Origin of the sequence: Psychromonas sp. MB-3u-54, assembly GCF_002836415.1 — a bacterium.
Classification (GTDB): domain Bacteria; phylum Pseudomonadota; class Gammaproteobacteria; order Enterobacterales; family Psychromonadaceae; genus Psychromonas.
Window position 1 is genome coordinate 1 of record NZ_PJBP01000115.1, and the last position, 24,390, is coordinate 24,390.

The following is a 24,390-nucleotide window of genomic DNA, read 5'->3' on the forward strand; positions in this document are numbered from 1 at the left end:
TTCACCCTAGTTCGTCAATACAGAATTGGTTTAAATCACAATGTGGTTACAAATTCGTAAATATATTCAAAGCACTCGCAAAGGCATTTTCAACGGTTGGCTGAACTGCCTCGCTAAAAACAACATTAACCCCTGCTAAATTTCCTCTTTTATGCGTTCAATCAGATAATGGGGATAGCCCATTGAGGACATCATTTGGGTGATAATAATACGTTTTCTTCCCGTATTTGCATTCGTTATTACCCAAAATGGCGTATGGGGAATGTTACGGGGTTTACTGGCTTTAAATAAATTCTGCTCTTCCTCGCTATCCGCTGCCAATAAAGCATTTAAATTCTGCCCCAGATAATCCCGAGTACGTCCCTTGGTTTTATCCGCAGCGTCTTCAAATGCATTGGTATTTTCATAATACATAGTCGCCAGTAACATCATAAATTTATTGGTCACAACGGCTTCTGTTTTAAATACCTCGCTATCAAATAAAGCATTAACACCGTGAGCAAGGGGCTCCGGCAATGAAATATTCGCACGATCAGGCACCTTAGGCGTGATCGCCTCAAAAACAGAGGGCTCATCATTAACGGCTTCTTGACCGGGAGCGCTTGGCGTTACGGATGAGGTAATAGGGGGTGCATTGCCTGCCGATGCATTCGGTAAAGATAACAATCTGCGCAGAATCTGCGAGGGTGTTTCTCCAAAGGCTTCTATATTAGCCAAAATATATTTATAAAGGTCATCTTCTATCTCTATATTTTTCATTCTTCCACCATGCGATATTCACCACTTCACTAGTTATTTTGCTTTACTCTATTCTATTCTATTCTATTTCAATCTGAAAATTAAAAAAACGACTCAAAAAAATAATAAGGACAAGATTTACCTTAGAAATACGCTTTTCTAAAAATAACCCGTTAATATTAAACTAAAAAAAACATTATTTATTGATCTATTTCCTTTCTACTCAAAAAGCCAAGTGTTGACACATTTGAAGTCTTCGCACAGTTGATAATGCAATATTTAGATCATTTCCATATAATCTGCAAACATTCTTATTTTTCATGTGTAATAATGTTTGCCCGTATATTTCGCCTTAAGACAGAATCCGATGATACTTAATTACCAACAGAAAAAATCGACTTTAACTGAGTCAAAACAACCCTCTGAAAATATTTTCATCATACACGGGTTATTTGGCAGTTTATCAAACCTCTCGGGTTTGGCGAGTGAATTACAAGAGATACATCACACTATTTCTGTTGATTTGAGAAACCATGGTAACAGCCCGCATGATAACTCGATGACTTATATCGAAATGGCTAATGATATCTTTGCATTAGCAGATCATCTTAATATTGAACGCTTTTCTATTGTGGGCCATTCGATGGGTGGAAAAGTAGCCATGGCCTGCGCTTTATTAAATCCGCAGCGTGTTAATAAAATCATCGTCGCGGATATTGCCCCGATAGTCTACCCGGATAAACATAATGATGTCCTCATTGGCTTAAATGTACTTGCCAATCAACCAATAAAAAGCAGAAAAACAGCGGAATTAACCTTAAGTGCCTATATTACAACACCAGAAACTCGTCAGTTTTTACTTAAGTCATTAAGAAAAAAGGGAGAACATTTTTCCCTGCAGTTTAATTTACCGGCTCTTAACGCCAACTATGCGACTATTAGAGCCTGGCCGGAATTTGATAATATTTTTAACAAAGAAGCGCTTTTTATCAAAGGAGCCGATTCTGATTATATCCTGCCTGAATACCAGGCTGATATTTTACACTACTTCCCCAACGCTAAAGCCAAAATGATTAAAAATACAGGTCATTGGTTACATGCAGAGAAACCTAAGACCTTTAATCGTTTAGTGAAAGAATTTTTCAAATGAAAGAACAAAGCATTGGTTTTTAATCGGGAGATAAAGTGCCTAAAATCTTACTCCCAATAGCCCAATGTATATGTTATATTCCCCCCTCTTTTTTGAATGGAAAGTAATGTGTTACAGGAATATACTGAACAGATTGAGACAATTGGTCTTTATGGATTTTACCTCCTCCTTTTTTTATTAATCGGGCTTTCCATTCAAGATGTATTAAAGCGCGGTAATGTGCCTAAATTTGGTCGCCAAATAGTTTGGGCTGTGCTTTTTTTTGGTTGCATCGGTTTTATCGCCAAAGCAATTATCGAAATTGTTTGGACTAGCAGAGGTTTTGGCTAGCCATAAAACAAACATACTAATACACTGAACTAATGGTTTATTATCTATCCATGAGTTGATTCTATTAGCAGAAAATAGCAGTTTTAGGTAAAATAATGGCAAAAGAATCATTTGATCGCATAACACACGATCTTTTTGCTGATGAAGTGCGCCCAGGAAGGCCGAAGAGCAATCCGCATTGCCGTCGAGTTCAGCTTAAGATGAATAAGAAGAAGCAGGTACTACGGGACAAGCAGAAAGGTTTAAAACGTATTGAGTTAAAAGTGGATAGTGAATTATTTGAAAGACTGAATAAGCTATCAAAAGAGCAAGAAATTACCCGTGGAGAGTTAATTAAGCAGTTACTTCACGAGCAATTAATTTAATTTATAAATAAAGGTAATCGACTATGGCTAGCGTGGGTATTTTTTTTGGTAGTGATACGGGCAACACTGAAGCTGTTGCTAAAATGATCCAAAAAGAGTTAGGTAAAAAATTAGTTGAAGTAAAAGACATAGCAAAAAGCACCAAGGAAGAAATTGCTGAATATAGCCTGATCCTGTTTGGTATACCAACTTGGTACTACGGTGAAGCGCAGTGTGACTGGGACGATTTTTTTCCGGAATTAGAAGAAATTGATTTTAACGACAAGTTAGTGGCTATTTTTGGTTGTGGTGATCAGGAAGATTATGCGGAATACTTTCTTGATGCGATGGGTCAACTCGGTGACATAGTAGAAAGTAAAGGCGCTCTTATCGTTGGCCACTGGCCTAGTAAAGGTTATTATTATGAAGCATCCAAAGCGCAAATTGATGATGACCATATAATCGGCCTCGGCATCGATGAAGATCGTCAGCCTGAATTAACCGCTGCTCGCGTAAAAGAATGGTCAAAACAGGTTTATGATGAAATGTGTCTTGCTGAACTTGCAGATTAATTATTCGTAGCTCAAACCCCAGGAATCCAGCATGTCAATAGAAAATGATGCATTAAAAGAAGCCGGACTAAAGATAACATCACCACGAGTGAAAATTTTGAGTTTGTTACAACGACCTGACAATCAACATATTAGTGCGGAAGATCTCTATAAAAAACTACTCGAACAAGGTGATGAAGTTGGTGTGGCGACGGTTTATCGTGTATTAAATCAATTTGACGATGCAGGAATAGTGACTCGCCATCATTTTGAGGGTGGAAAATCGGTCTTTGAACTTGCCAATCAAGAGCATCATGATCACCTTGTCTGTTTAACCTGTGGAGAAGTGATTGAATTTAATGACGATCTAATAGAAACGCAGCAAAATTTAATTGCAGAAAAATACGGTATTAAATTAACTCATCACAGTCTTTATCTGTTTGGTGAAGCAATTGATGGTAAATGTAAGCATAAAAAATAGCGAATAGTTATCATCTTCAAAGCCTCAGCTATTATATTAAAAGCCCTGTTTAGTCTATTCTAAACGGGGCTTTTTTATAAATAATAAGCTAGTGTCTTCGGGCTTAAGTTTGTTACAGAAAATGCACCACACACACTTGATCAGACTGCGAAGCGTTGTTTCGATTCTTCTTGATCAACAGACGACACCGAAAAATACAAAATAATAACCAGCATCTGTTTTAGCCTTTACTCTGCGTAGCGCCTCTGTGCCCTCTGTGGTAGTACCTTTGTCACAAAAAATGCACCACGCACACTCGCTCATCAAAATGAATGTTCGAATTTAAGTCCTAAGGCACTAGCGTATGTTACGTATTAAGATTCGAGAGTTACGTTTAAGGTTATAGAGCTCTTTTTTAGCGGCAGGTAACTGGCTCAGATCTGCAAATTCAAACCCCCGTTCCCGAAACCAATGAATACTTTGTGTTGTCAAAACGAAAATAGACTCCAAACCCAGTTTCCTTGCTTGTCGCTCGACATGCGCAACCAGATTATCCGCCCTTGCACTTCTTCGGTATTCAGGATGACTGACTAAACAGGCCAACTCACCCATTTTTTCATCGGCAAAGGGATAGAGTGCAGCACAGCCAATCACCATGCCGTCCCGCTCTACAATTTCAAAATATCCAATTTCGTTCTCTAATAGTTCACGCGAACGTTTGACCAAAATGCCCTGTTGCTCCAACGGCTCTATCAGTTCCAATAAACCACCAATATCGTCAATAGTGGCTGTTCTTATTTTCTCATAACTTTCTTTTACTATCTGAGAGCCCACTCCGTCTCGCGTAAACAGTTCTTTTAATAAAGCGCCATCCTGGTAATAACTTATCAAATGGCTACGTGCCACACCGGCTTGACATGCCACTAGCGCCGCACGTAAGAAACGTAATGTACCCGAGGCATGTTCAGACTCTTGCTCCATTAAATCAACGTGTTGTTGCGCTTGGTCAGGTAATAATTCAGTAATGACCTGACCCTGCTCATCCAGCACGCCGGTATTAGAGCAAAAACCAATCAATTTATCAGCTTGTAACCCGACCGCTACTTGTGTTGCCACTTCTTCAGCCAGTAGATTAAAAACCTCACCTGTTACGGAATAACCAATAGGTGAAATAACGGGAATAGCGCCTGCTGCAAGTTGTGTTCTTATTCCCACAACATCAATTTTTCTAACCTTACCCGCATGGCAGAAGTCGATACCATCTTTGATTCCTATTGGCTGTGCAGTCACCACATTACTAATCACCGTTCGTATCGCAGCCCCCTGCATTGGAGAGTTAACCAATCCCATTGACAGTCGTGATTGTAATTCAATCTGCACCGTACCAACGGCCTGCTTGATAAGGGTCAGGCTTTTGTCGTCGGTAATACGTAGATCATTAGAAAACTGACTGGTATGCCCTTGTAATTCCAGTTGTTTTTGAATTTGTGGACGCACACCATGCACTAACACAAGCTGCACTCCCAAACTGTTTAACAATGCAATATCATTAATAATATGCTGAAAATTATCTGTTTCTAAGGCTTCCCCCCCAAGCATCAGCACAAAGGTTTTGCCCCGATGAGCATTAATATAAGGAGCCGAATTACGGAACCAGTGCACCAACTGTTTTGAATCTTGTACGACTTCCATTACAACACCTATTTAAACGCCTATGCGGAATATATTATCAATCAGTCCGCAAAAATGCATTAATATTTAATGACTTTTATCTATTAGTTAGACACTACGGACTCCCCGCGAGACGCCTGGCACCCGGCAAACGTTTTTTTATTTAGCGTTTTTCCTGTGTATGAACAGATTATCTAATAAGTGGAATTGCTCTAAACGGGTATCTTATTTTATGGCAGCCATAAAATAAGATACCCCAGCTTAACGAATGGATGATTCTTCGATTATGACTAAAACCTGACTTATTAGGCTTCTTTGTCTGCCGTAAAGACGGGCAGGGAAAGGTGCCAATAGATAGCACTCAAGCGTAATGATAAGGTCCCGCTGATTGCGATGCTCATCGCTAAAATAGGTGTAAATCCAAGATAGCTGCATGACACAAATAATACGCCACCCAGAACAGAGGCCGTTGCATAGATCTCTTTTTGTAACACAAAAGGTATTTGACCGCTTAACATATCCCGAATCATACCGCCCACGACCCCGGTTATACACCCCATAGCAATAGCGACAGGTCCGCTAAAACCTAATGCTAATGCTTTTTGAGCACCCACAATAGTGAAAATTGCCAGGCCAAACGCATCCAATATAAGTAACAGATAAGGAGGGGCTCGATGAATATGTTTTAACCAGAAAACAGTTAAAATAGCCGTTATTGTGATCACATAAGTATAATTATTATCAACAATCCAAAAAACGGGCGTTGCTCCCATCATCATATCTCGAAGTGTGCCGCCACCTATCCCGGTCACGGCTGCAAGCACAATAATACCAACGGGATCCATCCGTAACCGGGTTGCCACCAGCACACCTGAAATCGCACAGGAGATAACACCAATCATATCTGCAATATAGATAAATTGTTCTAACATCTTTGACTATCCATTTTTTATTATCCATTTTGTAAAAAATGGCACATTATATACCCAAACAGCTTTAGGTGCTCAGGGAGTTGGTTTTATTTTGATTTATTTGGACTGGTATATACCCATATTACTTCAAGATAAATAAGCAGCAGAAAGAACTACTGTTTTTTGATTGTCCGGCGCTTAAGGGCAAGCAGGAATTCTGCTGAATTAGCACCAATCATTAATAAACAAGGTGTCAAAACAAGCGTCAGTAGGGTTGCAAAGGTCAACCCTCCCGCAATCGCAGTCGCCAGTTGCGCCCACCATTGAGTAGAAGGTGCCCCAAACTCAATACTGCGTGTAAAAAAATCAAGATTAACTTTTAAAACCATGGGCATCAAACCGAAAATAGTGGTGACTGTGGTCAGTAACACCGGTCTGATACGCTGTGCCCCGGTTCTTAATATTGCATTTTTGGTGCTTGTCTCAGTGTTTTTTAAAACATTATAAGTATCAATTAAAACAATATTATTATTAACCACTATCCCCGCCAGGGCAATAACACCAATGCCCGACATTACTATGCCAAAAGCACTTTGGCTTACAAACAGCCCGAAAAAAACCCCTGTAGTTGAAAAAACAACGGCACTCAAAATTAAAAATGCTTGATAAAAAGAGTTAAACTGCAGTACTAAAATCAATGCCATCACGGCCAGCGCAACCATAAAAGCAGTTTTTAAAAATGCGGCGGCTTCCTGCTGATCTTCATTTTCTCCTCGCACTTTCAAGCTAATGCGAGGATCCAGCGCTAAACTCGGTAACTCTTTTTCAAGTTCCGGTAATGTAAGACTTAAGTTATAACCTTCGGCCAGATCGGCACTGACCGTCATGACAATGCGGCTATCCACTTTTTTTATTGAGGATTGTTTTGCGGATGGGATAAGCGCCACAAAATGACTGACCGGCACCTGCCCGGCACTGGTCTGCAAACGCAGCGCCGAAAGTTTACTTAAGGTCCTTTCATGCTCCGGATAACGAACACGAATATCTAATTCGTCATCAACATCGTCGGGCCGGTAGCTCCCGAGCATTAACCCATTGGTTAAGAACTGCACGCCACTTCCAAGCAGCGCAGTATCAGCCCCGTAACGCGCAGCGTTGGCGCGATTAATGATAAATTGCCATTCAATACCGGGTTTTTCACCATCATCTTCAATATTGACAAAATACGGCTTTTCAAGCAGCGCATGGCGAATTTTATCGGCATTTTCCTGTAACAGTTCAGGGTACCTTGAGCCTATTTCAATTTGTAAAGCCTTGCCTGTGGGCGGGCCTGACTGATCTTTTTTTATCTCAATCTCAACCCCCGGTAGATTCTTAGTACGATCAAGCAGATCGGCAATAATGTCCGTTGCACTGCGTCTGTCCTGCCAATCAACTAAATTAAGACGCATACTGCCAATAAATTCCCCCTTTGTATCACCCGTTTTAAGATAAAGCGTATCAATTTCATCACTCAGTGGTAATATTTTTTGCTCGATGACGGACATAATCTTATCTTGCTCATAAATTGAAAAATCGCCATAGGAACGCACTTTAATATTAATACCCGATGGCTCAACCTCGGGAAAAAACTCTACGCCTAAATTTGATTTTGCGAACAAAACGACGCCGGAAATGGCCAAAACACTGGTCAAAAATAAAACTGCCCAGGGACGTTTAATGGCTTTATTGAGTGTTTTTACATAAAAACCGGTAAAACCGGTTAACTTTAATAAGTTGCCGTTTTCTGCCAATAGTGCATTATTTTTTTCTTTTGTCGATAATAAGCGCGGTTTTCCAAAAACACTGCCCAGAACAGGCACAAAGATTAGCGCCATCGCAAGAGAAGCTGTGAGGGTTGCAATTAACGTCAGCGGCAGGTATTTCATAAATTCACCGGTAATACCGGGCCAGAATAATAACGGGGCGAAAGCTGCCAGCGTGGTGGCTGTTGATGCAATAATTGGCCATGCCATGCGTTTGGCAGCGTTAAGGTAAGCGTTATGACGCGGCATCCCGGCTGTCATCTCCCGATCGGCAAATTCAGTGACGACTATTGCACCATCGACTAACATACCAACGGACATAATCAGTGCAAATAACACCACTATATTAACCGTAATACCGGACATCCAAAGCACCAGAATACCGGTTAAAAAGGAACCGGGAATAGCGATACCTACCAACGCCGCACTTCTGACGCCAAGAATAGCAACAATCACAATGACCACTAATAATACCGCGCTAAGGACATTGTTTTGCAGGTCATTAAGCATGTTTTTCACATCTTTAGCGCGATCGCCGGCATAACTTATGTGGATATTATTCGGCAATAAGACTTCATTCTCAACAAGAAAGGCTTTAACTTTATCGACGGTCGCAATGATATTTTCGCCCGGACGTTTAACGACTTCCAGGGAAATAGTCGGTAAACCATTCACTCTGACAAAGCCGGCTGAATCTTTAAAGGTGCGTCGAATTTGGGCAACGTCGGCAAAGGTTAATACTCGGTCATCGCTAACCTTAATCGGCATTTCCATAACGTCTTTCATGGTTGAAAAAACAGAGGGGACTTTAATTGGAAAACGGCCCTTACCGGTATCCATAATTCCGGCGGCAACAAGACGGTTATTACGGGAAACCAAGGTATAGATATCGTTCATATTAAGCCGGTAACTTGCCATTAACAGCGGATCCACTAAAATCTCCACCATTTCTTCACGATCCCCCCCTATCTTAACCTCTAAAACTTCTGCAAATCCTTCGATATTATCGCGTAGAGTACGTGCCAGAATAACCATCGCCCGCTCCGGCGCACTGCCGGATAATAAAATAGTGAGCGCGGGATTTTCCGTTGCTAAGGTCACTTGTTTTACAATCGGCTCATCCGAGGCCAAAGGCAATTTACCCTTTGCCTGATTGACCTGCTCACGTACATTGGTCAGCGCATCTTTGATATCAATGCCGACATAAAACTCCAGAACAATAGAGGCATAGTCGCTACTGGCCGTTGATTTCATCTCCTTAACCCCCTCAATACCGCGCAATTCCTGCTCTAGGGGACGTAACAGTAAACGTTCAGCATCTTCCGGTGAAATACCTTCATGGTTCACTGAGACATATATAATTGGAATGGGCACATCGGGCTCAGCCTCTTTCGGGATATTAATATAAGCAGAAAGACCCGCGGTCAATAAAAAAGCTAACAGCATTAAGACCACACGTTTTCGTGATAATGTTCCCTCAATAACCCCGATCATAATTATTTCTCCGCCATCCTCGCCTGCACGCGATCACCCGATTTCACAAAACCTTGCCCTAGGGTGATGATATCGACTTCACCTGCAAAACCCGCTAACCACACGCCATTATTATCGGCCTCAACCAGATTGATTTTTTTAAAAATAACCTCTCCATTGTGCACCAATTTAACGCCTAAATTCCCTTCGTTATCTAAGGCTAAAGCGGAAGGTGAGAGATAAATCGCGGCTACGGAATAAAGCGGGATCAAGAGTTCTGCACTCATGCCGGAAAATATTTTCCTGTTTGGGTTCGAATAATGTTCCCTCAATAATCCTATCATGATTATTTCTCCGCCATCGTCGCCTGCACGCGATCACCCGATTTCACAAAACCTTGCCCTAGGGTGATGATATCGACTTCACCTGCAAAACCCGCTAACCACACGCCATTATTATCGGCCTCAACCAGATTGATTTTTTTAAAAATAACCTCTCCATTGTGCACCAATTTAACGCCTAAATTCCCTTCGTTATCTAAGGCTAAAGCGGAAGGTGAGAGATAAATCGCGGCTACGGAATAAAGCGGGATCAAGAGTTCTGCACTCATGCCGGAAAATATTTTCCTGTTTGGGTTCGAATAATGTTCCCTCAATAATCCTATCATGATTATTTCTCCGCCATCGTCGCCTGCACGCGATCACCCGATTTCACAAAACCTTGCCCTAGGGTGATGATATCGACTTCACCTGCAAAACCCGCTAACCACACGCCATTATTATCGGCCTCAACCAGATTGATTTTTTTAAAAATAACCTCTCCATTGTGCACCAATTTAACGCCTAAATTCCCTTCGTTATCTAAGGCTAAAGCGGAAGGTGAGAGATAAATCGCGGCTACGGAATAAAGCGGGATCAAGAGTTCTGCACTCATGCCGGAAAATATTTTCCTGCTCGGGTTCGAAAATTGTGCCTCAACACGAAAAGTACTGCTCTGCGGATCAGCTATCGATGCAATATAAGTTAATTTACCGGTCAATATCTCAGCCGATAATAGTGTTGCTTGAACTTCCTGGTTTAACTTTAATTGGTTAACATAATGTTCAGTGGTATCCCCCCGGAAAACGATAGGATCGATATTGTCGAGACTAAAAAGGGGATCACCTACTTTGACATAATCCCCTTGCTCAACAAATTTATCCTGAAGAACACCCGTAAAAGGCGCAATAACATGGGTTTTATTTAAGCTTAAGCCTAATAAAGCAAGGTCGGATTTGACCGCTAATAATAAACTTTTTGCTTCCGCTAAACGAATGTCGGCTTGTAATCCTTTGGCATTTAACGATTTGACGGCGTTATAATTTAACTGCCTTTCATACAACAGAGCCTCGGCCTGTTCAATCCTGAAAGGTAATTCATTTTTATCTATCTCCGCCAGATTATTTTTACTTTTTACATAGTTGCCCTTTTCAACATAGGTTTTACGGATTTTTCCTGCAACCTCTGCCCTCACTATAACGTGACTTTCAGCCTCACTGCGGGCATATAAAGTTAATGATTTAGTCATTTGTTGAGGGATAAAATGGGTTATTTGCACTTGGGGGAGATTTTCTGGTGGTTTTTTTATCGCTGTCGGGAAGCTGTTTTCTCCGCTGCCGGAAAACATCCATAAAAATAATAAACCGCTGATAAGTAACGCTAGCCAATAAGGGCGCAATGAAAAAAAATGGACAATGCGAGCAAACATAAGAGAGCCTCAATTATATACCAAGTGCATTAAAGAGGTGATATTGTATTGCGCCGGGAAAATTAACACTAGCAAGGCATGAGTTGCAGGAAGTAGTTATTCTCCTTTCACAAAATCGTCTGGAACGATTTTGAACAGCTTTAGCTGACCACGAAGTGGTGAAGAACAGGACGTTCTGAATAAAACTCATAACGCAGATAGCGTTTATTTTAACCAGCAAGACTAATCATATTTTTAATGCATTTGGTATCAACAACAACTTATAATTTAGTTGATAAAAAAACACTGCGCGAGTTAATAATCGAGAAAGGGGTCAATGGAGTGATATTGTTGTTAGAAATGCGATTGTTGGGATGGAAGCAGTTAAAGAAGTAGTTATCTTTTTGTTGACTGGCTTGTACCCAATCTACCTCAACAGTCAGATGTAGAATGGGTATAGTTATGGAGGTTACATTGAAAAAGAAGATCCACAACCACAAGTCGCCGTTGCATTTGGGTTATTTACAAAAAATCGAGAGCCTTCTAACCCGTTGGTATAATCAACTATGCCGCCGACTAAATATTGTAAACTCATTGGATCCACCAACAGAGTTACACCAGAATTTTCAATCTTGGTATCATCCTCATTCGCAGTTTCAGCAAAAGTAAAACCATAAGAAAAACCAGAACAACCACCACCAGTAACATAAACTCGCAATTTCATATCTGGATTTTCTTCTTCCGCAATCAGTGCTTTGACTTTTTTTGCAGCATTATCGCTAAAATAGATTGGCATTGCCATTTCGACTTCGACTTCGGATGTCATCATAACCTCTAAAAATATGTAAGCAGACTAACATTATCTAGTACCTGACTAATTAGTTCAAGTATTAACTCCATCAAATAAAGTTAAATTATCTCTCTGCGAAAGATTCGAAAAGAGGATTAAAAATTATCTTTGATTACGCTTGAGATGTTCCATTGCTTTACGCACTTGCTCCTGACGTTTTTGGCGCATTGAAATGCGCATTGTCCGTTCTAATAATTGCGTATAAATTGGACGTCCGCCAAGCGTTTGGGCAACCATAGTGGCACCTAAACAGGTCACTATTAAGGGTAAAATCATCTCATAATTACTGGTCATCTCAATCACTAACAGTATGCCCGTGATCGGCGCACGGACCGATGCGGCAAATAACCCGCCCATACCGGCAATAGCAAATCGGCCCGGTTCAGTCACAAGTTCGGGAAATAAAGAATGGCATGCGAGTCCAAATAACATACCAAATAAGGTGCCTAACGCTAAGGTGGGTGCAAAAACACCGCCGGGCGCACCTGAGCCGAAACTGGCTAAGGTTGTGAGGATACGAAATAAAAAAATAATCATCAGAGCACTGGAAAGATAATGCCCGCCGGCGATCTCGGGGATTAACTCCAGACCGCTATAAGCTAACTGCGGCTCTAATACCGATAAAGCGCCAAAAACGCCCCCCAAAAACAAACCAACTGAGACAAAACGCCAACGTTTATTTTGGTGTATAAAGAGATACATATCTTGCGCTGCAAGCAACAGCTTATTAAAGAAAAGCCCAATCACACCAAAACAAAAACCTAATAATAAATATAACCATAATGACAGTAAATCGGGATGTGAATAGTGCGTTACGCTGATCACCGCATCTTGACCCAACATAAAACGCATCACTATCGTGGCCATCACCGCGCTCATAAAAACACTTTTTGTAGAGGTTAAACTGTAATTAAATTGTGAACGCATCTCTTCGATAACAAACATAATACCCGCGAGCGGCGCATTAAATGCAGCGGCTAATCCCCCCGCTGCCCCGGCTGCCAAAAGCGCCTGAGCATCGGCCTGATCTACTTTGAAAATGTCAGAAATCATGCGCCCGATATTGCCGCCCATTTGCACGGAAGGCCCCTCTCTACCCAGAGCCATACCACTGCCGAGCGCCAATAGACCGCCAAAAAACTTCACCGGAATAACTCTTTTCCAACGCACCGGTCGCATTCCTTCCATCGCACCTTCTATTTCAGGAATACCACTGCCACCCGCTTCCGGTGCAAATCGATGAGTAAGGTAAAATGCAAGACCTGCCATAAACGAGGAAATCGGGATAGCAACGATCCACAGAGGAATATCTGAGTCACCAAAAGAGGCAATTAACTGCAAACGTAGTTCGCTGACCCAGATAATACCATGGTCAAATAGCGCTGACATGGCCCCCGCTAAAATACCAATAATGGCCGATAACCAGATCAGTAAGGCACTACTTTTACGGGTGAAAAAATGAGTAATAAAACGCTTTGGCATACTAACAGAGGACGTTGGTGTTTTTTTATTCATTAAATAAATACAACTATTTCAAGATAAGGAGAGTGCAACTCGTCGCTCAAAAAGCCGCAAACGTGAATACAAGATGAACATTATATAAAAATATCACTACAAACTAATATGATTCAACGCAAAAAACAACTGAACAAAGTTATAAATAGGAAATTAATCAACAAGTAAACTCAATACACCCGACTAAAGCAGTTTAGTTAGGATTTATGGACTGAAGTCCGCAAAGACCCGTTGCTTCAGCACTCTTTTTAAAAAATGACGAGAAGCTTTAGGCGCACTCTAGTGGCTAAATGTTCTTTAATGATTTCTTCGGCAAGCTCTTTTAATGAAAAACAAAAATGACGCGACCAATATCGCTTTTTAAATCAGGAGGACTTTCAAAACTTTTTTAAGCCTTAGTCCAATAGAGTTATTGAGTGACAAATAAAAAATGAGACTGAACCTTAAAAGCCCGATGACGACCATAGCATCGATAATCCATTCTCATCCCAAACGGAATATCTATTTAATATTATAGCTAAAGTCGATGATTTCAACCTTTTAGACAACGAATAAAAAGCGGCGATTAACTCTCATATATACTTAAAGAGAGGATTTGTTATTATAGCGGACTAATTTAATGATCTTTGATAGGACTTTTATGAGCATTTCCAAGCAACTTTTCGATCGGGCACAAGCAATTATTCCAGGAGGGGTTAACTCTCCGGTTCGCGCATTCAATAGCGTTGGTGGTGACCCTGTATTTATTGAAAGAGCCCAGGGTGCTTACATTTATGATGTTGATAAAAAACCCTATATTGATTATGTTGGCTCATGGGGCCCGATGATTTTAGGGCATAATCATCCGGAGATTAAAGCGGCGGTTATTGCTGCGGCTGAAAATGGTTTAAGTTTTGGTGCTCCGACCGAAATAGAAATCACCATGGCGGAAAAGGTCAAAAGTTTAGTGCCGTCAATGGAGCTAATGCGCATGGTGAGCTCAGGGACTGAAGCGACCATGAGTGCCATACGTTTAGCGCGCGGCTACACGGGTCGTGACAAGATTTTAAAGTTTGAAGGTAATTATCACGGTCACTCTGATGCATTATTGGTAAAAGCGGGATCAGGCGCACTCTCATTAGGCCAACCAAGCTCCCCCGGTATTCCGGCTGATTTTGCCAAGCACACTTTAACAGCCACCTATAATGACTTAGCCTCCGTAGAGCAACTGTTTGCTGAGTATAAAGGTCAAATCGCCTGCATCATAGTCGAGCCGGTTTCAGGCAACATGAACTGTATTCCCCCTCAAGAAGGATTTTTACAGGGATTGCGAGAGATCTGCGACGCCAATGATGCCTTGTTAATTTTAGATGAAGTAATGACAGGTTTCCGTGTAGCACTGGGTGGCGCGCAGGCTTATTACAATGTCAAACCAGATTTAACCACCCTGGGCAAAGTGATTGGTGGCGGCATGCCGGTAGGGGCATTTGGCGGCAGTAAAAAAGTCATGCAGCATATAGCCCCGATGGGTCCGGTATATCAAGCAGGCACACTGTCGGGCAATCCGATTGCGATGCATGCGGGTTTAGCGGCGCTGACCGCACTTGATAGACCTGAATATGCACAGCTTGCCGAAAAAACAGAAAGATTAGCCTTAGGTTTACAGCGCGTTGCCAATGAAGAAAATGTGCCGTTAGCTATCAATTATGTGGGTGGTATGTTTGGTTTCTTCTTTACCGAAGAAGAACAGGTTAGCAATTTCACCCAAGTTTGTGCCTGTGATCCAGAAAAATTCAAAAAATTCTTTCACTTGATGCTTGAACAGGGTATTTATCTCGCACCTTCTGCCTTTGAAGCTGGATTTTTATCTTTAGCCCATAGCGATCAGGATATTGAAGATACGTTAACGGCTGCCAAAAAAGCCTTCTCAATGCTTTAAAAAGAATAAGAGCTTAAGCGGGTATTCGTTTAAGCTCTTAATATAAAACTCCATCACTAGTAAGTTCTCATGATTAATGTCGATACAAGCTATTATTTTAAAATAATATTATCAATAAAAAAATGCATACTTACTTAGGCCTGAATACACGACAGACAAGCAAATGACAATTTTCCAGAGCGCTATTTTCCCGAGCACTATGTTGTGCAAAAAATGACACAAAAAAGCGCTTTTCATCTCTTACAGATAAGTCCGATGGTTTTATTTTCTCTTATAACACCATATGTCATTTGTATTTTTTCCTTACAACGCATTTACGTTACAATAAGCGTTTTTGCACGCCAATAAACAGGGTCGTTCCACATGAGTAATCTATTAGATTTAAGCTTAGAAGGTGTTGAAAAACTGCCTCTAACTAAATTTACCGAGGATGCCTATCTCAACTATGCCATGTATGTGATCATGGACAGAGCACTACCGCACATTAGTGATGGCTTAAAACCCGTTCAAAGACGCATAATATATGCCATGTCTGAACTGGGATTATCGGCACTTTCCAAACATAAAAAATCCGCCCGTACCGTCGGGGATGTATTAGGTAAATACCATCCGCATGGTGATAGCGCCTGTTATGAGGCCATGGTATTAATGGCACAACCCTTTTCCTACCGTTACCCTTTAATAGACGGACAAGGCAACTGGGGCGCACCGGATGATCCTAAGTCCTTTGCCGCGATGCGTTACACTGAATCCCGTTTATCCGCATTTTCAGAATTATTACTCTCGGAAGTAGCGCTGGGGACCACGGATTGGAAACCCAATTTTGACGGCACCATGAAAGAGCCGGTATTATTACCGGCACGTCTACCGCATATACTATTAAATGGTATTAGCGGTATTGCCGTTGGTATGGCAACCGATATACCGCCGCATAACGTCCGCGAAGTCGCAGCTGCCTGCTGTCATTTGATTGAACATCCTAAGGCAAATCTGATTGATTTAATGGCTTTTGTACAGGGACCTGATTATCCGACTGAAGCTGAAATCATCACCCCTAACAGTGACATAAAGAAAATTTACGAAACCGGCCGTGGTAGTTTCAAAAGTCGTGCTGTCTATACAGTAGAAAATGGCGAAATAGTTATTACGGCCCTTCCTCATCGTGTCTCCGGCGGCAAAATTCTCAAAGAAATAGCCAAACAGATGCAGGATAAAAAATTACCCATGATTGCAGATTTACGCGATGAGTCTGATCATGAAAACCCGACCCGGTTAGTTATTATCCCGCGCTCCAATAGAATTGATATTGAAGGACTAATGCACCACCTGTTTGCTTCAACGGATTTAGAGGTTAATCATAAAGTTAACCTCAATATGCTGGGATTAGACCAGCGTCCGCAGGTTAAAGGTTTAGTGACCATTTTAAACGAGTGGTTAGTGTACCGAATGAAGACAGTGCGTCGCCGTTTGCAGTTTCGATTAGACAAAATTTTAGCGCGCCTGCATATTTTAGAAGGTTTATTAGCCGCCTATTTGAACATAGATGAAGTCATTGAAATCATTAGAACTTGTGATGATGCAAAAGCCGAATTGATGTTCCGTTTTGAGCTTTCAGCAATACAAGCACATGCTATTTTAGAAATTAAACTACGCCAACTCGCCAAGTTAGAAGAGATCCAAATCCGTGCTGAGATGGATACGCTGACGGAAGAGCAAAAAAAATTAGAGCTTTTATTAAGCTCAGAGCGACGCTTAAATACGCTGGTTAAAAAAGAAATTCAGGCTGATGCGCTAAAATATGGCGATGATCGTCGCTCTCCGCTTATTGAACGTATTGAAGCAAAAGCACTCACTGAAAAAGAGTTAATGCCCAGTGAAATGGTGACTGTGGTTTTATCAACTCAAGGTTGGGTGCGCTCGGCCAAGGGATTTGATGTTGACGCACAGGCACTAAATTATAAATCCGGTGATGAATTTCTGACCAAGGCACAGGGACGCAGTAATCAAAGCTGTATTTTTATTGATGCAAGCGGCCGGGCCTATTCGTTAGATGTTCATTCCCTGCCGTCAGCCCGTTCACAGGGTGAGCCGCTAACGGGGCGATTTAATCAAAATGAAAACGTTCCTTTTGTGTGTGCATTGATTGGCGATGATGAGGATCGTTATCTCATCAGCAGTGATCATGGTTATGGATTTATTGCCAAATTTAGCGATATTAATAGCCGCAACAAAAATGGTAAAACACTCATTAATCTGACCTCCAATGCGCAATTAATGCCGCCGAAAAAAATCACCGGTGGTGACGATGACTGGTGTTTAACCATCAGCAATGAAGGACGCTTATTACTCTTCCCGGTCAACAGTTTACCAAGCCTCAGCAAAGGAAAAGGCAATAGGATGATCAACATCATCTCAGCCAAAGCGACTAAACGTGAAGAGTTTGTTACTATGCTGGAAATTCTTCCGCAGGAAAGCTCGGTCACGCTGCATGCAGGAAAACGTAAATTGACTTTAAAGCCCAGTGATTTAGCACATTATCAAGGCGAACGAGGCCGACGTGGCAGCAAACTACCGCGCGGTTTACAACGTGTAGATAAAATAGAAATTATTGAAGCTGCGCAACCACATTCAAGAGACTCTTAATATTATGTTATTTATTATCCGCGTCATAATGCTGTTTGTGATAGTTATATTGATGACCGTTTATTCATTATTTTATTGCTTATTCAGCCCCCGTAATCCCAAGAACACTTATCATTTTGCCATATTATTCAGCAAACTGTCCTGGTTATTCGGGTTAAAAGTGACCATACGTATTCCTGAAAGTGCCAAAAATAACGGCTCAGTCGTCTACCTTGCAAATCACCAGAACAGCTATGATATGGTGACTGTGTCCGGTGCCGTTCAGCCAGGCTCAGTCACTATCGGTAAAAAAAGTTTAGTATGGATACCCTTTTTTGGCATTATCTACTGGCTAACAGGTAACATATTGATCAACAGAGATAATAAAAACAAATCACGCAATACTATTAAGGATGTCGTGGATCAGATGCGCGCTAAAAACTTGGCAGTATGGATATTCCCTGAAGGTACCCGCAGTCGCGGTCGTGGTTTATTACCTTTTAAAATGGGCGCATTTCATACGGCATTACAAGCCGGCGTCAATGTTGTACCCACGGTGACGTCCAATACTCATAAGCAGGTCAATCTAAACCGTTGGAATAATGGTGAAGTGATTGTTGAAATGTTAGAGCCCATTGATATTACCCAGTATAAAAAACGTGAAATCCGGCGCTTAATGGAAGACTCTCACGCTATTATGTTAGAAAAATACCACCAGTTAAATAAAGAAGTAAACCGCCCTGATACCAACTCAGACAGCCGCGATTAAGAGGAATTAATAATGGAAAAAGCATTAAGTTTAGAAGAATTACTGGCAGAATATCGCGAAGAAACGGAAGAAATTGTAGAAGCCATTTTAGAAGATGGCAGCAACCCCGACGCTGTTTATATGATCGAGCATCATCTTTCCTGCAGCGATTTCGATGTGCTCGAAAAAGCTGCTGTTGCCTGCTTTAAAAAAGGTTATGAAGTCACCGATCCTGAAGAATGTGAATTAGAGGATGGTTCAATCATTCTAAGTTTTGATGTCACCGTCGAAATGAATTTAGATGAAGAAGCGATTATGGAAGATGTTGAGAAGTTAGTGATACTCGCACAGTCATTCTCAATTGATTATGACGGCTGGGGAACCTATCCGGAAGAATAACAACTAAGCAGAAAGAGCAACAACGACAAACAACTGACGACTCCGCTCAAATAAATAGGCGTCGTCAGTTAATTCAAGCATAAATCAGTCTTCCTATTTATATTATTTATTGCTTTTCCTCCCCTTGACTATACTCACCTTCAACATAATAATTTAATTAAAAAGTATTATGTTATTCGTTTGACTTTGCAATGCTGCATCTATTCTCAGAGGTTAAAATCACCCTTGTGGTGATTTCATTTTAATCGAGGAACTTAAATGAAAAAAACAACTTCACTTGATGATCTTCGTGATTCCTACAACGTGCGTCACTGGGGACAAGGCTACTTTGGTATTAATGAGCAGGGCAATGTTTATGTCGCGCCTAAAAGTGATCATCACGAGCAGACTATTGTACTCAGTGAAATTGCAGAAAAAATACAGGAAAAAGGACTGTCTCTTCCTGCTCTGATTCGTTTTCCGCAAATTATTCATCAAAGAGTCAATGGCCTGTGTGAAGTATTTAACGATGCCATTGAACAATATCAATATGATCAAAAATATTTATTGGTTTACCCTATAAAAGTAAATCAACAACGTGAAGTTGTTAATGAAATTCTAGCCAGCCAGTACAGTAAAGAAGGGAAACAACTGGGCCTTGAAGCCGGCAGTAAAGCCGAATTATTAGCCGTACTCGCGTTGGCACAAAAAGCTTCCTCGGTCATTGTCTGTAACGGTTATAAAGACAAAGAATATGTACGTTTAGCATTAATAGGTGAAAAACTGGGTCACAAAGTACACCTTGTTTTAGAAAAAATGTCTGAACTGGAAATAATTTTAAGTGAAGCAAAAAATCTTAATGTCGCACCTCGTTTAGGTATCCGCGTACGCTTAGCATCACAGGGTAAAGGTAAGTGGCAGGCAAGTGGCGGCGAAAAATCTAAATTCGGTTTATCCGCATCACAAGTCTTAAAGGTGTTAGATGTATTAAAAGAAAATGACAAACTTGATACCTTACAGCTGGTGCATTTCCATTTAGGATCTCAAATTGCAAATATTCGCGATGTGCGTTTAGGTGTCAGTGAAGCGGCAAGATTTTATTGTGAATTGCGCCGTTTAGGGGCTGAAATTAACTGTATGGATGTCGGTGGCGGATTAGCCGTTGATTACGATGGTACACGCAGTCAATCTAATAATTCAATGAATTACAGCTTGGCTGAATATGCTAACAATATCGTTTATACCATAGGCGATATTTGTAAAAGCTACGATCAGCCTGTGCCGATGATTATTTCGGAATCAGGGCGTTCGCTGACAGCCCATCATGCGGTATTAATTTCCAATGTCATTGGCGCGGAATCTTACCAACCGGAGCAACTGACCAAACCCAGAGAGAATGATTCGCTGTTGCTGAAGAACATGTGGCAATCATGGCAACAATTACAGACTCATGATGGCGATCGCGCGCTAATCGAAATTTACCATGACACTCAAAATGACCTTGCTGAAGTACATAGCCAATTTGGATCGGGGTTAATTAATTTGTCACAACGCGCATGGGCTGAGCAGGTCAATTTACGGGTTTGTTATGAGCTTAACCAGTTAATGGATAATAAAAATCGTTTCCATCGTCCCATTATTGATGATTTAAGCGAAAAATTGGCGGATAAATTTTTCGTTAATTTTTCATTATTCCAATCACTGCCGGACAGTTGGGGGATCGATCAGGTTTTTCCTATATTACCCTTAAACAACTTACAATCCGCACAAAAAAAACGTGCCATTTTACTCGATATCACCTGTGATTCCGATGGTGCCATTGAGAATTATGTAGATGGCCAAGGCATTGAAAGCACCTTGTTAGTACCTCCCTGGCAGGCAGACAAACCCTATTTGATGGGCTTTTTCCTGGTCGGGGCTTATCAGGAAATCCTGGGTGATATGCATAATTTATTTGGCGATACACACAGTGCGGTGGTAACGGTAAACGATGCCGGCGAAGCTGAAATAAGTGAAATAAATGAAGGTGATAGCGTTGAAGATATGCTTCGTTACGTGCATTTAAATGCCGAGGAGTTCAAACAAACCTATGCAGAACTGGTGAATAGAAAATTACCCGTTGAAGAGCGCGAAAGTATCATTAACGAATTCATCACCGGTTTACAGGGTTATACCTATTTAGAAGATTTTTAGGGTGGAGAAACGATGATAATGAATCCTTTTTTTAACCAGATCGATAATTCCCTTTACTCAAATACGATGACTTTTTTACGTCTGCCTATGCCTATCGATCCCGTCTCCGCGGATGCAGATATTGCAGTCTTAGGTTTACCTTTTGATTTAGCCACCACAGGACGCTCCGGTGCACGTATCGGGCCAACTGCAATCCGTCAGGCATCAATCAATCTGGCATGGGAGGGTAAACGCTTCCCCTGGAAATTTAATCTTCTACAAAAAACTCAGATTATTGATGCCGGAGATTTAGTGTACAGCACCGGGGATGCCAAGGAATTTACCCAAAAAGTGGCAGACGCAGCAACACAATTACTCGCCTCCGGGAAAAGCATTTTAGCACTCGGGGGAGATCACTTTGTCACCTTACCCCTACTGCGTGCTCACCATCAAAAATTTGGGAAAATGGCTCTGATACATTTTGATGCGCATACGGACACCTACCATAACGGCAGTGTCTATGACCATGGCACTATGTTTTATCATGCACCTAATGAAGGTTTGATTGATCCGGAAAAGTCGGTACAAATAGGCATTCGCACGGCTTATAATGAAACGGGTCACGGTTTTAATGTGCTTGATGCACCCCGGGCTAATGATATGCCGGTTGAGCAGATAGCCTCTTTTATTAAAGAGAAAGTTCAGACTATGCCGGTGTATCTTACTTTTGATATTGATTGTTTAGATCCGGCCTTTGCTCCCGGTACAGGCACGCCCGTATGCGGAGGATTAAGCACAGATAAAATATTAAAAATATTACGCAGATTAACGGATATCAATATTGTAGGGATGGATGTAGTAGAAGTTGCCCCCGCCTATGATAATAGCGAAATCACCGCATTAGCGGCCGCAACAATAGCGGTCGAGTTGCTGCATTTATGGACAATACAAAATAAACAGATCTTGCCATATTAAAAAATAAAATCCGATGATTATCATCATCGGATTTTAATTGCTGCAAGCGAATTTTCGCTAGTCTTCTAACTCTTGGGTTTTCTCAAATAGAGAGTTTTTTAATACCATGGCTTCAATTTCCAAACCATATAAATTTTCATCCCAGTTAAGGCCTGCAAATACCTGCTGCTTCTGCATACCATCCAACCAAGACTCTAAAAAGAGCGACAGCGAAATTGCCTGAACCTGATAGTCAGCCCATTCTTCATTTCTTAATTTTTCAGCCGATTCTGCCTTCGACCAGAAAAGATAAACAGCCGTTGCATCTTTGTTATCATGAGCATGACAATTAGCCCAACCCTGCGTTTCTTCATACAAACCAAATAACTGTTGCTGTGCTGTTACCTGTTCCACAAACCTTTCTGCATTTTTTAAATATTGTTCTTTCATCTTATTTCTCGATATTTTCTTGAGTTGTCTTGGTTAGATCAAGTTTCTCTTGGTCAAGTTTTTTTTCAAACTCAGCAAACTTAGCTTCCATCTCTGCCAGTTTTTCACGCGTACGTAATAAAACATGGGTTTGCACATCAAACTCTTCACGGCTAACCATATCTAGTTTGCCCAATTGTGCTTGTAATATCTGCTTGATTTTACGATCAGCTTCGTCACCAAAACTTTTAACACCGGGAGGAAGAGCATCACTTATCTGTTTGGCTATTTGTTCTAATTTTTGAGGGTTAAACATGGTTTCTCCTTAAATTTAACCCCCATTGTAAACCTGCATTTTGTTAATTTCTATGTAAATTTATGAAGCCTTGAGAGATCGTTTTTGGAACAACCCTATTGTTATGGGTTATGATGATGACGATCCAATGACAGCATAGCCAACCGCTTTAAGCCACAGGGCTTTAACCTTATCAAGGCAGGTTAACGGGATAGAGTAATACATTAGGGTCTGTTGAGCTTTGCTGAAAAAGAGGAAGGTACAATATTTCCGGTTTCCCTGGCAGATATTCTCTATGATGAGAATAATTGTGAAAAGCGCTCAGGAGATACGGGCAATGATCCGTTATAAAGACTTATTCCCGTTATAAAACGGCATCCGTAAAACGGTAATATTCCGTTATAACAACTTATTCCAGTTATAAAACGGCATCAGTAAAACGGTAATATTCCGTTATAACAACTTATTCCAGTTATAAAACGGGGATATTAAGGTATAAGCACTTTTAGTGAAAATATTGCTTATACCTTTTTTATTCGCCATCAATACGCGCAAATAAAAGTATTGTGACTTAATTTTTTCGCCTACCGCGCTATTTAAACATGTCTTCGCCTACCTGATCGATAAACATTTTACATTTTAACAGGGTTAATTCGGCGGTTTTTTCACTGCTTGCCTGACTATCGGAGCGGATAAAATGATGTTGTTTAAGTGTTTCACCTTCCCCTTTTTCTATCATAGCGGCAACGCGAAATTGGCCGTTATCTTTCATTGGTTGCGGCGTAATAGTAAAACCTTTGTATTCAATACTTGGAAAAACCGCGGCAGGAGCGGGTTTACCGCTAATTAATTGCCCGAACTGTTTAAAAAACCCCATTTTACACTCCCATTTTTGTCTCGAACTGTTAAATATTCTGAACTATTTTAATAATATCAAGAGTTTTCCCGCATACACTGATCAATGTCTGTTGCAATGACTGCTGGCAATCACCTTTAAAAAATCAGTAATAAACGCGTGTTACATATTCTCTTCACGTTCGGTAATACATTCATCGGATGCCATTTCAAACGCCCGGCAAACCCACGGCCGTTGCTCGTAAATACTGCACATCAGGGTATTACGATCTAATGCGGCGCACCAACCGTCTTCTGAACGGCGCATCGTTTCACTGCCCCACTCGTCTCGCTCAATATACCCATCCGGCACACCGGTATCCGACATGATAATCACTTCAAGCCGGCAACAGCAAGCCTCGCAATTAGAGCAAGTTATTTCGACGGGTGCGATGTTTTTTACTTCGATCTTGCTCATAAACAGATACTCTTATTTTAATGACCAACAGAATAACCT

At 41.1% G+C, this 24,390-nt stretch carries 24 protein-coding genes; 11 read left to right on the forward strand and 13 right to left on the reverse strand.

Translation table 11 applies throughout. The features are described 5' to 3' along the window. Nucleotides 1-135 precede the first annotated feature (135 nt). Nucleotides 136-759, reverse strand: coding sequence for a replication initiation regulator SeqA (locus CXF72_RS05950; protein ID WP_101037692.1), 624 nt, complete (start codon nt 757-759; stop codon nt 136-138). A 346-nt stretch (nt 760-1,105) separates the two neighbouring features. On the opposite strand from CXF72_RS05950, the gene CXF72_RS05955 reads away from it, so the two are divergent. The 5 genes from CXF72_RS05955 (at nt 1,106) to fur (ending at nt 3,594) form a co-directional block, all read left to right on the forward strand. Further along, the gene (locus CXF72_RS05955) at nt 1,106-1,888 is read left to right on the forward strand and encodes an alpha/beta fold hydrolase (protein WP_101037694.1); all 783 of its coding nucleotides are present in this window, start codon (nt 1,106-1,108) and stop codon (nt 1,886-1,888) included. Between the two features lie 108 nt (nt 1,889-1,996). Then, nucleotides 1,997-2,218 carry a DUF2788 domain-containing protein gene (locus tag CXF72_RS05960; protein WP_198552522.1) on the forward strand — a complete coding sequence of 74 codons (222 nt, stop codon included), beginning with the start codon at nt 1,997-1,999 and terminating at the stop codon, nt 2,216-2,218. A 95-nt stretch (nt 2,219-2,313) separates the two neighbouring features. After that, nucleotides 2,314-2,583, forward strand: coding sequence for a LexA regulated protein (gene ybfE, locus CXF72_RS05965; RefSeq protein WP_101037697.1), 270 nt, complete (start codon nt 2,314-2,316; stop codon nt 2,581-2,583). Nucleotides 2,584-2,606: 23 nt separating this feature from the next. Further along, on the forward strand, nt 2,607-3,134 hold the full coding sequence (gene fldA / locus CXF72_RS05970) for a flavodoxin FldA (RefSeq protein WP_101037699.1): 528 nt from the start codon (nt 2,607-2,609) through the stop codon (nt 3,132-3,134). A 31-nt stretch (nt 3,135-3,165) separates the two neighbouring features. Continuing rightward, nucleotides 3,166-3,594 (forward strand): ferric iron uptake transcriptional regulator, encoded by a 429-nt coding sequence (fur, locus tag CXF72_RS05975; protein WP_101037701.1) that lies wholly within the window; start codon nt 3,166-3,168, stop codon nt 3,592-3,594. Between the two features lie 336 nt (nt 3,595-3,930). Here the strand turns inward: fur and argA are convergent, their stop codons facing one another. From argA to clcA, 8 genes are all read right to left on the reverse strand, one after another. Beyond that, on the reverse strand, nt 3,931-5,265 hold the full coding sequence (gene argA / locus CXF72_RS05980; RefSeq protein ID WP_101037703.1) for an amino-acid N-acetyltransferase: 1,335 nt from the start codon (nt 5,263-5,265) through the stop codon (nt 3,931-3,933). A gap of 284 nt (nt 5,266-5,549) precedes the next feature. Continuing rightward, nucleotides 5,550-6,176: a trimeric intracellular cation channel family protein gene (locus CXF72_RS05985; RefSeq protein ID WP_101037705.1), complete on the reverse strand. Its 627-nt coding sequence runs from the start codon at nt 6,174-6,176 to the stop codon at nt 5,550-5,552. Between the two features lie 152 nt (nt 6,177-6,328). Beyond that, nucleotides 6,329-9,454, reverse strand: a complete 3,126-nt coding sequence (locus CXF72_RS05990) for an efflux RND transporter permease subunit (RefSeq protein ID WP_101037707.1) — start codon at nt 9,452-9,454, stop codon at nt 6,329-6,331. Nucleotides 9,455-9,456: 2 nt separating this feature from the next. Further along, nucleotides 9,457-9,720, reverse strand: a complete 264-nt coding sequence (locus CXF72_RS05995; protein ID WP_232784896.1) for a hypothetical protein — start codon at nt 9,718-9,720, stop codon at nt 9,457-9,459. 59 nt (nt 9,721-9,779) lie between these two features. After that, the gene (locus CXF72_RS06000) at nt 9,780-10,043 is read right to left on the reverse strand and encodes a hypothetical protein (RefSeq protein WP_232784897.1); all 264 of its coding nucleotides are present in this window, start codon (nt 10,041-10,043) and stop codon (nt 9,780-9,782) included. A gap of 59 nt (nt 10,044-10,102) precedes the next feature. Further along, complete coding sequence (locus CXF72_RS06005; RefSeq protein WP_101037709.1) at nt 10,103-11,179, reverse strand: efflux RND transporter periplasmic adaptor subunit; 1,077 nt, start codon at nt 11,177-11,179, stop codon at nt 10,103-10,105. 448 nt (nt 11,180-11,627) lie between these two features. Next, on the reverse strand, nt 11,628-11,984 hold the full coding sequence (erpA, locus tag CXF72_RS06010) for an iron-sulfur cluster insertion protein ErpA (protein ID WP_198552523.1): 357 nt from the start codon (nt 11,982-11,984) through the stop codon (nt 11,628-11,630). A 126-nt stretch (nt 11,985-12,110) separates the two neighbouring features. After that, on the reverse strand, nt 12,111-13,523 hold the full coding sequence (gene clcA / locus CXF72_RS06015) for a H(+)/Cl(-) exchange transporter ClcA (RefSeq protein WP_101037711.1): 1,413 nt from the start codon (nt 13,521-13,523) through the stop codon (nt 12,111-12,113). A gap of 640 nt (nt 13,524-14,163) precedes the next feature. Between clcA and hemL the strand changes: the two genes are divergently transcribed. The 6 genes from hemL to speB all read left to right on the forward strand — a co-directional run bounded on the left by hemL (nt 14,164) and on the right by speB (nt 22,336). After that, nucleotides 14,164-15,441, forward strand: a complete 1,278-nt coding sequence (gene hemL / locus CXF72_RS06020) for a glutamate-1-semialdehyde 2,1-aminomutase (RefSeq protein ID WP_101037712.1) — start codon at nt 14,164-14,166, stop codon at nt 15,439-15,441. A gap of 363 nt (nt 15,442-15,804) precedes the next feature. Continuing rightward, nucleotides 15,805-18,084 (forward strand): DNA topoisomerase IV subunit A, encoded by a 2,280-nt coding sequence (gene parC / locus CXF72_RS06025; protein WP_101037714.1) that lies wholly within the window; start codon nt 15,805-15,807, stop codon nt 18,082-18,084. A 52-nt stretch (nt 18,085-18,136) separates the two neighbouring features. Next, on the forward strand, nt 18,137-18,832 hold the full coding sequence (locus CXF72_RS06030) for a 1-acylglycerol-3-phosphate O-acyltransferase (RefSeq protein WP_232784898.1): 696 nt from the start codon (nt 18,137-18,139) through the stop codon (nt 18,830-18,832). Between the two features lie 12 nt (nt 18,833-18,844). Then, on the forward strand, nt 18,845-19,210 hold the full coding sequence (gene rraB / locus CXF72_RS06035) for a ribonuclease E inhibitor RraB (protein WP_101037718.1): 366 nt from the start codon (nt 18,845-18,847) through the stop codon (nt 19,208-19,210). Between the two features lie 258 nt (nt 19,211-19,468). Further along, nucleotides 19,469-21,382 carry a biosynthetic arginine decarboxylase gene (speA, locus tag CXF72_RS06040; RefSeq protein ID WP_101037720.1) on the forward strand — a complete coding sequence of 638 codons (1,914 nt, stop codon included), beginning with the start codon at nt 19,469-19,471 and terminating at the stop codon, nt 21,380-21,382. An 18-nt stretch (nt 21,383-21,400) separates the two neighbouring features. Beyond that, nucleotides 21,401-22,336, forward strand: coding sequence for an agmatinase (gene speB / locus CXF72_RS06045; protein ID WP_101037740.1), 936 nt, complete (start codon nt 21,401-21,403; stop codon nt 22,334-22,336). 57 nt (nt 22,337-22,393) lie between these two features. On the opposite strand, the gene CXF72_RS06050 is transcribed toward speB, so the two are convergent. The 4 genes from CXF72_RS06050 to CXF72_RS06065 form a co-directional block, all read right to left on the reverse strand. Continuing rightward, nucleotides 22,394-22,765, reverse strand: a complete 372-nt coding sequence (locus CXF72_RS06050) for a DUF2750 domain-containing protein (RefSeq protein ID WP_101037722.1) — start codon at nt 22,763-22,765, stop codon at nt 22,394-22,396. Nucleotide 22,766: 1 nt separating this feature from the next. Beyond that, a complete protein-coding gene (gene ubiK, locus CXF72_RS06055; protein ID WP_011769263.1) occupies nt 22,767-23,060 on the reverse strand; it encodes a ubiquinone biosynthesis accessory factor UbiK in 294 nt (97 codons plus the stop codon). A gap of 571 nt (nt 23,061-23,631) precedes the next feature. Next, the gene (locus CXF72_RS06060) at nt 23,632-23,916 is read right to left on the reverse strand and encodes an HlyU family transcriptional regulator (protein ID WP_101037724.1); all 285 of its coding nucleotides are present in this window, start codon (nt 23,914-23,916) and stop codon (nt 23,632-23,634) included. 141 nt (nt 23,917-24,057) lie between these two features. Next, a complete protein-coding gene (locus CXF72_RS06065) occupies nt 24,058-24,351 on the reverse strand; it encodes a YkgJ family cysteine cluster protein (RefSeq protein ID WP_101037726.1) in 294 nt (97 codons plus the stop codon). Between the last annotated feature and the right edge of the window lie 39 nt (nt 24,352-24,390).